Raw genomic sequence first — 11,225 nt, forward strand, 5'->3', positions numbered from 1 at the left:
TTCCCCGGCACTGCGCTACGCACGACAGTCGTCCCATGACAGCCCGAACCTGGCAAGATACTTGGCCAGCCGATCCGCGTCGTTGACGCTCTTGCGTCGTGCACGGGAGACGGCGAACAGAGAGCGCCCCGCTTCGGAAAGGCTCCTGCTGCCGCGGATGACCGTCACGACCTGCGCGAGTTGCGCCTTGTCGAAGAGATCCAGCTCCGCCGCCCGCTCGCTGCCGAGCACTTCCTCCAGTACGGCATGCTGATCTCCGCGACTTTCGCCCTTCCATGCCTGCCTGAGCCTCCCCAGCTCCTCCTCCATGACGTCGAGGGTGATCCTGCCCCCCTGCGCAAGCGTGGCCATACGGATCAGCGCACCGCCGAGATCCCTGAAATTGGCCTTCCATAGGGCCTCCGAGGAGGTTGCGAACGCGAGGAACCTTTCCCGTGCCTCCTTGTTGAAGGAGACCCGCTTGCCCGTCTTCCGGGCGTAGCGGTCCAATTCGAAGCCAAGGTTGGGCTCGATATCCTCGGGGCGCTCCCGGAGGCCAGGCATCCTGAACGTCCACAGGTTGATCCGCGCCAGGAGGTCTTCCCTGAAGTTCCCCTTGGCGACTTCGTCCTGAAGATCCTTGTTCGTGCCCCCGATGAGCTGGAACGCGCTCTCCTCCTCGGTGTCCGCTCCGACGGGCAGGAACCTCTTCTCCTCGAGGGCGCGCAGGAGCATGGCCTGCTCGTCCAGCCCGAGCTCGCCGATTTCGTCCAGGAAGAGCAGACCGGCATCGGCCCTGCGCAGCAGACCGGCGCGGCTGGCGAGGGCCCCGGTGAAGGCGCCTTTCTTGTGGCCGAACAGGGCGGACATGGCCGCGTCCCCACGAATGGTGGCGCAATTGATCTCGACGAAAGAGCCGGAAATGAGCCGCCTGGCCTTTTTCAGCTCGAATATCCGTTTCGCCAGCGTGGACTTGCCCGCCCCCGTCGGCCCGGTCAGCAGGATCGGTTCGCTGGAGCGGCTGGCGACCCGCTCGAGACGTTCGATGAGGTCATTGAACGCCCGGTTGCGCGTTTCGATTCCCGCCTTGAGAAACGAGATGTCATCCTCCGCCCGCTGCCGGAAACGCATGGCTATCTTGTCGTATTTGGACAGGTCCAGATCCACGACGGAATAGCTGCCCGTGCTGCCGGGGGCCTTGCTCATGGGAGGGCGGGTCTGGAGCAGGCGTCCCGGAAGCTGGCGGGCTTCGGCAAGGAGGAAGAGGCATATCTGGACCACATGCGTTCCCGTGGTGATGTTGATCAGGTAGTCCTCCCTGTCGGGAGCGAAGGGATACCGTTCGCTGAAATCGAGCAGAGTGGCGTAGACCTCCTCGAAATCCCATGGGTTGGCGAAATCGACGACGTGCACAACGACATCGGTTTCCGGAGAGACGAGGCGGATGTCCTCGGCTATGCGCTGCGCGAGCTCGGCGTGGTCATGCCCGTGCAGCAGCACGAGCCGGTCGATGGGCAGATCCTCGTGCTGGCAGATGGCGACCGTGGGCCTCCAGCGCTTCCAGCGCCCACGCCCCATGCCCGCGTCCAAGGTGGTGCCCAGGATGCTCAGGGCCACCGTCTTCTTCCTGCTCTCCATCAGTATAAATCCTTATATTTTTATATAGTATTTTCAGCCTTTGTAGCCGCATTCCTTGTCCGGCGCAAATGACTTTTTTATTTTTTTAATAAATATAAGCAATGTATTACGTCGAAATTCGCGGCCTTCCATCGTTTCTGGCACGCCGCGTGCTTTTGTCCGATCAACTGCACGGCAAAAAGGTGCAAGGAGAGGACGACATGGCCAACGCACAGCTGTTCAAGACGATCGCCGGGATATTCGTTCCCCAGACCACCAGCGTCAACAACGCTGGGGCCGCGGCATATTCGCTCGACCCCAGGCATGCCCTGGCCCAGTACGTGGCCACGGGCACCCTCGGCGGTACCTTCTACGCCTCGGCCTCGGACGAACTCGATGTCGTGCTTGAGCTGGTCAGGGAGGTAGAGCCCGAATTCGTGGCCAAGGCCGCGATATACAGCCGGGAATGCGGTTTCATGAAGGACATGCCCGCGCTGCTGTGCGCCTGGCTGTCCGTGGCCGCCCCCGAACTGCTGCCCGTGGTCTTCGACCGCGTCATCGACAGCGGCAGAATGCTGCGCAACTTCGTGCAGATCATGCGCTCCGGCGTGCTGGGCAGAAAGTCCCTGGGCTCCCGTCCCAAGCGGCTGGTGAGGAACTGGCTGGCGGCCCGGTCCGAGGAGGCTTTGCTGCGCGCGTCGGTGGGCACGTCTCCTTCCCTGGCAGATGTCGTCCGGATGGTTCACCCGAAGCCCGCCGACGGGACCAGGGAGGCCTTCTACGGCTGGCTCGTCGGTCGGAAGACGGATTGCGCGAAGCTGCCCGGCCTGGTGCGCGAATACGAAGCATACAAGGATACGAAGCAGGGCCTGCCGCCCGCGGTGCCGTTCCAGATGCTCGCCTCCCTCGGCCTCGGAAGGAAGGAATGGGGCGAGATCGCCCGCACTGCGAGCTGGACCATGACCCGCATGAACCTCAATACCTTTGCCCGGCACGGGGTGTTCGAGGATCAGGCAATGGTCGATCTGGTGGCGAGACGTCTGGCGGATCCGGGCGAGGTGCGCAAGGCCCGGGTCTTCCCGTACCAGATCCTCGCGGCCTGTATGGCCGGAAACGCGGATATCCCGGGCGAGATCCGGGAGGCCTTGCAGACCGCCCTGGAGATCTCCCTGGAAGCCGTGCCCGCCCTGGAAGGCAAGGTCTATGTATGTCCGGACGTCTCGGGGTCCATGCGCTGCTCGGTCACGGGCTCTCGTGGCAGCGCGACTTCGTCGATCGCCTGCGTGGATGTGGCGGGGCTTGTCGCGGCAGCGGTGCTGCGCAGGAACCCGAAGGCCGAGGTCCTGCCCTTCGATTACAATGTCGTGCCCATGCGGATCAATGCGCGCGACAGCGTGCTGACGAATGCGGGCAGGTTCAGGACCGTATGCGGCGGGGGGACCAACATCAGCGCTCCTCTGAGTCACCTGAACAGCCGCAAGGCGAGGGGAGACCTCGTCATCCTGATCTCGGACAACGAATCCTGGGTGGACGCGGGCAGCACCAGAGGAACCGAACTGATGCGCCAGTGGGCCCTGTTCAGGAAGCGTAACCCGCGCGCCCGCCTGATCTGCATGGACATCGCGCCCAATCGCAGCACCCAGGCCCTGGAGCGGGAAGACATCCTGAACATCGGCGGCTTCTCCGACACCGTGTTCAGCCTCATGAGCCTCTTCGCCGGCGGACTTCTGCATAAGAACCGCTGGATCGGGACAATCGAAGACATTGCGCTGTAAACAACGGGAGGGACGAATGCTGGTACGAGTACATCCTGTCTCTCTCGTGCCGATCCTTGTCGTCCCTTTCGTGAAATCGCCGGAGGATGCGAAGGCGCTGAACACGCGGCGGATGCAGGAGAAATTACATTGTGCCGACGGATAACGGGCGCGTCCCGTATCGCGGAAAGTTTCTCCCCCCTTGCCGCCGCAACAACGCCTCGAAGGGCCGGGGGCTCGCCCCCGGCCCTTCGGGTTCGTGCGCCTAGAGGTCCATGCGGAAGAACTTCGTGTCCACGTGCATGAGGGGGAAGGTGGGCGGGAGCTCGGCGGGGTCGATCTCGCGGAAGCCGTTTCGCGCGTAGAACTTGTGCGCGGCCAGGAAGAAGGGCGTGGTGCCGAGGAAGAGGCTGCGCAGCCCCACGGCGCGCGCGTGGTCGAGGGCGTGGGCGAGCAGGGAGCGGGCCACGCCGGGGCTCCCGTCCGGGCCGCGGCCCCGCCGGTCGGCGCGCACGAACATCTTGCGCAGCGCGGCCGCGTCGCCGCCGATGTCCTTGAGCGCGATGGTCCCGACGACCTCGTCGGCCGAGCCGGGCCCGCGCGCGGCCGCGCCCGTCTCCAGCGCCACCCAGAAGTTGCCGCGCCCCTGCCTGTAGAAGCCCGGCACGTCCGTGAGGTCCGGCTGCTGCTCCGGGGTGATGGGCAGGCCGTACTCCTCGCGCTGGATGCGCGAGATGAGGCCGATGACGCCCCGGCAGTGCGCCGCGTCCCACTCGGCTATGCGCAGCTCGCCCATCACCACGTCTCCTTCCCCGGCTACTCCACGGTCACGCTCTTGGCGAGGTTGCGCGGCTGGTCCACGTCCTTGCCCAGGTAGTCCGCGATCTCGTAGGCGAAGAGCTGCACCGCCGGGAGCACGGTGAAGGCGCCGAGCGGCCCGGCGACCTTGGGCAGGAACCAGGGATGATCGATCTCGAGCTCCACGCCGGGGTTGGTCAGGGCGATGATCTTGCCGCCGCGCGCCTTGACCTCGATGAGGTTGCTGCGCACCTTGCCGAAGAGGTCGTCCGCGAGCGCGATGGCGAAGGTCGGGAAGCGCGGGTCGATGAGCGCGATGGGACCGTGCTTCATCTCGCCCGCGGCGTAGCCTTCCGCGTGGATGTAGCTGATCTCCTTGAGCTTCAGCGCGCCTTCCAGCGCCAGGGGGTAGCACGCCCCGCGGCCGAGGTAGAGGAAGCTGTCCGCCTCCGCGTACATGCGCGCGAGGGCCTTGGCGCTCTCGCGCATGGCGGGCAGGCTCTCCTCGAGCAGGCCCGGCATCTCCTGGAGGCCGCGCACGAGCGCGCCGCTCTCCTCCTCGTCGAGCACGCCCTTCCTGGCCGCGTAGGACAGCGCCAGGAGCAGGAGCATGACCATCTGCGAGCACATGGCCTTGGTGGAGGCCACGCTGATCTCCGGGCCCGCCTGGGTGTAGAGCACGTGGTCGGACTCGCGCGCCACGCTCGAGCCCACCACGTTGCACAGCCCGATCACGGGGATGCCCTGCTCCTTGGCCAGGCGCAGCCCCGCCAGGGTGTCCGCGGTCTCGCCGGACTGCGAGACCACGAGCACCTGCTCGCCCTCTGACAGGATCGGATCGGCGTAGCGGAACTCCGAGGCGATGGCCACGTCCACGGGCACGCGGGCCAGCTTCTCGATGACGTACTTGCCCCACAGCCCGGCGTAGTACGACGTGCCGCAGGCCACGATCACGAGCCGTCCGGGCAGGGGCAGGCCCTCCAGCTCGGGCAGCTTCACGCTCTGCGTCCGCTGGCCGATGCGGCCCGCGAGGCAGTCGCGGATCACCTTGGGCTGCTCGAAGATCTCCTTGAGCATGAAGTGCTTGTAGCCGCCCTTCTGGGCCGACTGCACGTCCCAGGTGATGGTCTTCACTTCCTTCTCTTTGGGCGCCAGCGTGGCCACGTCCAGGATCTGCCAGCGGTCGGCGTCGATGATCACCATCTCGCCGTCGTCGATGAACACCACCTCGCGGGTGTAGGGCAGGAAGGCGGGCACGTCCGAGGCCAGGAAGTTCTCGCCCACGCCCACGCCGAGCACGAGGGGGCTCTGCTTGCGCGCGGCCCAGAGCCTGCCCGGGTGGTCGGCCGAGACGAGCACCACGGCATAGGCGCCCTCGGCGCGGGTGAGCGCGCGGGAGAGGGCCTCGCGCATGGTGGCGCACTCCTTCCTGTACTCGCCCACCAGCTTGACCAGCACCTCGGTGTCGGTCTCGGTCTGAAAGGTCACGCCCTTGTGCGCGAGCTCCTGCTTGAGCTCGGCGAAGTTCTCGATGATCCCGTTGTGGACCATGGCGAGCTTGCCCGAGGCGTCCGTGTGGGGGTGGGCGTTCACCTGGTTGGGCACGCCGTGCGTGGCCCAGCGGGTGTGGGCCAGGGCCGAGGTGGCGCCGAGCACGTTGCCCGCCTTCTCCAGGGCCTGCTCGAGCATGCCGAGCTTGCCCGGCTCCTTGATCACCGTGAGCCCGCCCCGGTTCGGGAAGGCCACGCCCGCCGAGTCGTAGCCGCGGTATTCGAGGCGGCGCAGCCCTTCCATGCACACGGGCACGGCCGGACGATGACCGGAATATCCTATGATGCCGCACATATCTCGTTCTCCGTCTGTCGCATTCCGCCGTCCTTCGGACTGTCGCGGTGACGTGTTGAGGTCTTAAGCTGTTGCGCCCCAGAAGGCGGGCCAGACATCGAGCAGGGCGCGCAGGGCCTTGCCGCGGTGGCTGCGCGCGTTCTTCTCCTCGCGCGTGAGCTCGGCCGCATGGCGGCCGGAGGCGAGGTCCACGAACAGGGGGTCGTAGCCGAAGCCGCCCTCGCCGCGCGGCGCCTCGGCCACGCGGCCTTCCCATTCGCCGCGCACGGTGGTCTCGCGCCCGTCCGGCGCAACCAGCGCCATGCAGCAGACGAAACGGCAGGCGCGCCCGTCTTCGGGCAGGCCGCGCAGGGCCTCGAGGAGCTTCGCGTTGTTCCTCTCGTCCGTGGCGCCCTCGCCGGAGTAGCGGGCGGAATACACGCCGGGCGCGCCGGAAAGCGCGTCCACGGCGAGGCCGGAGTCGTCCGCCAGGGCGGGCAGGCCGGTGGCCTTACACACGGCGCGGGCCTTTATCAGCGCGTTCTCCTCGAAGGTCGCGCCGTCTTCGGGGATCTCGGGGATCTCGGGATAGTCGGACAGGCCCTTGACCGCGACGGAAAGCCCCTCGAGCAGGGCCGCGAGTTCGGCGATCTTGCCCTTGTTGCGCGTGGCCAGGACGATGGTTGATGGGGTCACGGAAATTCCTTCGGAGAGCTGTTTCGGAGGCGGCGCCCCCTGCGGCCGGGCCCGGGATGGGCGGCCGGGAAGGGCGCGACGGATGGGCAATCTACGCGCAAACCGCGCGCCGGGCAACAGCGCCCCCCACAACCGCGGGCAGGCCGCGACGCATGGGCGACGTACCGGCGACATACCGGCGGCGCACGGCGGCGCCTTCCTCAGGCCCCGCCACCCAGGCCGCCGCCGGGAGAAAATCCCGGCGCCACGCTCCCGGCCACGGCCGAGGCCAGGCCGGGCCCGTCCTCGCCGCCGAGCAGCGGCGGCAGGGCCAGGGTGACGGTTGTTCCCTTGCCCTCCAGGCTCTCGATGGCCACGTCGCCGCCGAGGTCGTCGATGATCTTCTTGATCATGGCCAGCCCGAGCCCCGCGCCCTTGTCCTTGGTGGAGAAGAAGGGGTTGAAGACCTTGACCAGGTTGTCCTTGGGGATGCCCACGCCCGTGTCGGCGACGGCGAGCGTGACCCGGCCGCGCTTGAGCCCGCTGCGGATGACCAGGTCGCCGCCCTCGGGCATGGCCTCCTTGGCGTTCTTCACCAGGTTGATGAGCGACTGCTTGAGCAGCTCCGGGTCGCCCTTGGCCAGGGGCAGCCCCTCGGAGAGATCGAGGCGCGCCGTGATGCCGAGCTTCTCGCAGTCGAGCGTCATGACCTCCATGGTCTGGCGGGCCACCTCGTTGACGTCTGCCCGCCCGGCCGCGCCCTCGGTGGGCCGCGCGAAGTTGAGGATGCTCTTCAGGATGCCGTCCAGCCGTTTGGACTCCTGCAGGATGATGCCCGCCTTCTCGCGCGAGGTCTCGTCCAGGCTCTCGTTGCGCATGAGCGAGTTGGCGAAGCCGGAGATGGCGAAGAGCGGGTTCCTGATCTCGTGGGCCAGGTAGGTGGAGAGCTCGCCGATGCTGGCCAGCCGCTCGGACTGCTGCAGCCGCTGCTCCATGCGCGTGCGCTCGGTCACGTCGCGGCGCATCTCGGCCACGTGGGTCAGGCGGCCCTGGACGTCCTGGATGGGGTAGGTGGCCACGCGGAAGTAGTGCAGCCGCCCTTCACCGTCCACGTAGGTGTGCATGGTCTCGGCCTTCTTGCCCGAACGCAGGGTGCGCAAGGCCGGGCAGTCGTCCTCGGGCCCCGCGCAGAGGCGGTCGTGGCCGGAGAAGGCCTCCCAGGGCAGCCTGCCGACGTAGTCCTCGCGCCGGGTGCCGCGCCGCTCCCAGACGTGCTTGTTGACGTCCACGATGCGGCCGTCCGCATCCATGAGGATCAAGTCCTCGCGCACCTCGTCCATGACCGCCTCGAAGAGGGAACGGGTGCGGGTCAGGTCCAGGCGGCAGGAGATGCACAGCCGCTCGGGGTCGAAGAGGGTCAGGAAGAAGAGCGTCTCGGCCAGGCCGAAGACCAGGGTGTGGGAGGGCACCAGGGCGCGGGCCAGCTCGCTGAGCGAGGTGTTGCCCAGCACGAAGAGCACGTCGAGGTCGGGAAAGGTGGCGGCCAGGTCGCCCACCGAGGAGAGCAGGGGCAGCCCGGGCAGGTTGCTCGCCAGGGAGTCCGCGCCGCTCTCGGGCACGGCGGCCACGAGGCGCAGCTCGGCCGCCATGTCGAAGCCGATCCCGTTGCGCAGCAGGCGCAGAAGCTTCTCGAACTCCGGGCCGCTCCCGGCCACGGCCACGGTGTGCACACACCCGGTCCCGCCTTCGACCTGTTCGCTCATGCCGTCCTCGCTGGTTGCCGGACCCCGATATGACCTTTTTTGTAGCGCGACGGCAGGTCCAAGGCAAGACGGCCCGGCCACGGTCTCAGCGACGCGACTCCTCGATGCCCTGCTTCCAGTGCAGGGCGAGGTGGCAGAACTCCTCGAAGGTCCTGAGGAAGGCCGAGCGGACCTCGCCCCGGCCGCCTCCGGCCTGCATCTCCAGATAGCGCTCCATGGTCTGGAAGAACTGCCGCGCCACCTCCATGGCCAGGGGATCGCCGGACAGCCCGCGGCCCGTGGCCTCCGTCCCGGCGTGGCGCACGGAGAGGAACCCGCTCTCCACGGCGACGAAGCGCATGGGCGCGTAATCGCGCGTGATCTGCGTCAGGCGCACGAAGTCCTCGAGGCCCAGCTTGGCCCCGCTGTCGTGCGGGTTTATCTCCCGGCACAGGGTGCTGTAGCTCTTGCCGAGCATGGCGGCGAGCTCCTTGGGCGTGCGGCGCGGGTTGCCCCTGACCATGGCGGCGATCAGGGCACGCAATCGCGGATAGTCGAATTCATGATTCACTTCTGCCTGGCGCATCATCCCCCTCCACTGTCATTGACTGATCATTCAGTTTTATCTAGTAGCACTGGCTGCCACCCGGGCCCGCCTCCGGGGACACCAGCCGGACACCCGGCAGGGCACCCGAGCCCCGCCCGGGAGCGGCGCCGAGAGAAGACATGGACACAGCCCCAGCCGTTTCCCGAAACACGCCGGTGAGCGTTCTCGTGGTCGAGGACCAGCCGGTCATGCAGCTTTTCTACCGCAAGGCCCTGGCGCCCATGGGACGGCGCTGCTTCGAGCTGCTCTTCGCCTCCAGCGTGCGCAAGGCGCTCGAGATCATCGAAAGCGAAAGAAGCGGCCCGGGCGTGGCCTACGCCCTGCTCGACTGGTCCCTGCCCGACGGAACCGCGGGGGACGTCCTCGACCGGCTCAGGGAACGGGAGAAAAGCCCCCGCATCATGCTCGTCAGCGCCCTTTCGGCGCACCACGTGGTTCCGGCCGCGGCGTCCGCCGACATGGTGGACGCCGTGCTCGCCAAGCCCGTGGGCCTCCGGCTGCTCAGGCGCTGCTGGAAACACTTCGTCTGCCCCCTCTCTCCGCACCACATGTCCGACGGCTGCTGCATCACCCCCCCCGATCCGCAGCAGGCCGGATCTCCGGGCTATGCGGCGCTCCTCCCGGCCGACCGCCCCCTGTGGGTGCGGGGCTGATCGGCCTTCCCGAATCTTCTTCGTACCCCGTCTTCACAGGTAAATGCAATACAGGAAAACACTCCTGGGATTCGATCGCATCGAATTCATGTTTTTTTCAATCGAAATCTTTATATCATGTCTGCCGGTCGCGCGGGTCCGGACGGCCCGGCGCGCCGGAGCCTTGCGCCACGGCTAGCCAGGCGGCCGGAAATGGACTAGGAGCGGCCGGATGAAGGCCATTCCCGTATATGTCGTCTCCCTGGGCTGCCCCAAGACCAGGGTGGACACCGAGGCGTTCCTCACCGCCCTCGGCCCGGTGCGCCCCGTGGACGACCCGCGCAAGGCGCGGCTCATCTTCGTCAACACCTGCGGCTTCATCGCCCCGGCGGTGGAGGAGTCGGTGACCACGGTCCTGGACCTCGCGGCCGGAGCGGCCAAGGCCAGGGGGCGGCAGCGGCCGCTGCTGGCAGCGGCGGGCTGCCTGGTCTCGCGCTACGGCCGCGAGCAGCTCGCGGCCGAGCTGCCCGAGGTGGACCTCTGGCTGCCCTTGGCCGACATGGCCGCCTGGCCCGGCCTGGTGCTCGCGGCGCTGGGCGAGGAGCGCGCCCCGGACGCGGCGCCGCGCCGCGCGACCACGCCCGCGGGCTACGCCTATCTGAAGATAGCCGAGGGCTGCGGCCATGCCTGCACCTTCTGCACCATCCCCCAGATCCGAGGGCAGCTCGCCAGCGCACCGCTGCCCGTCCTCCTGGACGAGGCGCGGGCCCTCGTGGCGCCGCGCGAGGAAGGCGGCCAGGGCGTGCCCGAGCTGGTCCTGGTGGCCCAGGACCTGACGGCCTGGGGACGCGACACGGCGGGCCCCGAGCGGCTGGCCGAGCTGGTGGAGGGGCTGGCCCGCCTGGAGGGGCTTTCGCGCCTGCGCCTCATGTACCTCTACCCGGCCGGGCTCACGGACGAGCTGCTCGCGCGGCTCGCGGACGTGGGCGGCCCTCTCGTGCCCTCCTTCGACATCCCGCTGCAGCACGCCCACCCGGAGATACTCTCGCGCATGGGCAGGCCCTTCGCCACGGACCCGCGCCGCGTGGTGGACCGCGTGCGCGCCCGCTTCCCCGAGGCCGCGCTGCGCACGAGCCTCATCGTCGGCTTCCCGGGCGAGACCGAGGAGCACGTAAAGACGCTCCTGGACTTCGTGGCCGACGTGCGCTTCCACTCGCTCGGCGTCTTCGCCTACCAGGCCGAGGACGGCACGCCCGCAGCAGGCATGCCGGACCAGGTGGCCATGGAGGAGCGCGAGGAACGCCGCGGCCGGGTCATGGAGGCGCAGCGGAAGATCAGCGCCGGGATCCTCGCGGCGTACGAGGGTCAGTATCTTGACGTGGTGGTCGACGAAGCCTCCCCGGAATGGCCCGGACTTTTCCTCGGACGCACCTGGTTCCAGGCCCCCGAGGTGGACGGCGTGACCTACGTGAGCGGGCCCGACGTGGCCGAAGGCCGCGTGGTCCGGGCCTTGATACATGAGGCACATGATTATGATCTTGTCGCCATATCGGAGTGAAAAAAAGCACAATATCCGCAGAATCTAGGATTCGCGGGA

9 protein-coding genes are annotated in these 11,225 nt (G+C 67.7%); 3 read left to right on the forward strand and 6 right to left on the reverse strand.

What is annotated here, in order from left to right; translation table 11 throughout:
- Nucleotides 1–15: 15 nt before the first annotated feature.
- The gene (gene rtcR / locus DSX2_RS01110; protein ID WP_020879182.1) at nucleotides 16–1,617 is read right to left on the reverse strand and encodes an RNA repair transcriptional activator RtcR; all 1,602 of its coding nucleotides are present in this window, start codon (nucleotides 1,615–1,617) and stop codon (nucleotides 16–18) included.
- 101 nt (nucleotides 1,618–1,718) lie between these two features.
- Here rtcR and DSX2_RS01115 point away from each other — a divergent pair, with 101 nt between their 5' ends.
- Nucleotides 1,719–3,371, forward strand: coding sequence for an RNA-binding protein (locus DSX2_RS01115; protein WP_201764399.1), 1,653 nt, complete (start codon nucleotides 1,719–1,721; stop codon nucleotides 3,369–3,371).
- 244 nt (nucleotides 3,372–3,615) lie between these two features.
- On the opposite strand, the gene DSX2_RS01120 is transcribed toward DSX2_RS01115, so the two are convergent.
- From DSX2_RS01120 to DSX2_RS18675, 5 genes are all read right to left on the reverse strand, one after another.
- Entirely contained in the window at nucleotides 3,616–4,146 is a 531-nt protein-coding gene (locus tag DSX2_RS01120; protein ID WP_020879184.1) for a GNAT family N-acetyltransferase, read from the reverse strand.
- A 20-nt stretch (nucleotides 4,147–4,166) separates the two neighbouring features.
- Nucleotides 4,167–5,993 (reverse strand): glutamine--fructose-6-phosphate transaminase (isomerizing), encoded by a 1,827-nt coding sequence (gene glmS, locus DSX2_RS01125; RefSeq protein ID WP_020879185.1) that lies wholly within the window; start codon nucleotides 5,991–5,993, stop codon nucleotides 4,167–4,169.
- A 63-nt stretch (nucleotides 5,994–6,056) separates the two neighbouring features.
- On the reverse strand, nucleotides 6,057–6,668 hold the full coding sequence (locus DSX2_RS01130; protein ID WP_020879186.1) for an XTP/dITP diphosphatase: 612 nt from the start codon (nucleotides 6,666–6,668) through the stop codon (nucleotides 6,057–6,059).
- Between the two features lie 200 nt (nucleotides 6,669–6,868).
- Nucleotides 6,869–8,410 carry a nitrogen regulation protein NR(II) gene (locus tag DSX2_RS01135; RefSeq protein ID WP_020879187.1) on the reverse strand — a complete coding sequence of 514 codons (1,542 nt, stop codon included), beginning with the start codon at nucleotides 8,408–8,410 and terminating at the stop codon, nucleotides 6,869–6,871.
- Nucleotides 8,411–8,495: 85 nt separating this feature from the next.
- Nucleotides 8,496–8,975 (reverse strand): phage regulatory CII family protein, encoded by a 480-nt coding sequence (locus DSX2_RS18675; RefSeq protein WP_020879188.1) that lies wholly within the window; start codon nucleotides 8,973–8,975, stop codon nucleotides 8,496–8,498.
- Between the two features lie 140 nt (nucleotides 8,976–9,115).
- Here DSX2_RS18675 and DSX2_RS01145 point away from each other — a divergent pair, with 140 nt between their 5' ends.
- Together DSX2_RS01145 and rimO are read left to right on the forward strand one after the other, a co-directional pair.
- A complete protein-coding gene (locus DSX2_RS01145; RefSeq protein WP_020879189.1) occupies nucleotides 9,116–9,649 on the forward strand; it encodes a response regulator in 534 nt (177 codons plus the stop codon).
- A 211-nt stretch (nucleotides 9,650–9,860) separates the two neighbouring features.
- Nucleotides 9,861–11,186, forward strand: coding sequence for a 30S ribosomal protein S12 methylthiotransferase RimO (rimO, locus tag DSX2_RS01150; RefSeq protein WP_020879190.1), 1,326 nt, complete (start codon nucleotides 9,861–9,863; stop codon nucleotides 11,184–11,186).
- Nucleotides 11,187–11,225: the final 39 nt, after the last annotated feature.

Origin of the sequence: Desulfovibrio sp. X2 (assembly GCF_000422205.1) — a bacterium.
Lineage (GTDB): Bacteria > Desulfobacterota > Desulfovibrionia > Desulfovibrionales > Desulfovibrionaceae > Alkalidesulfovibrio.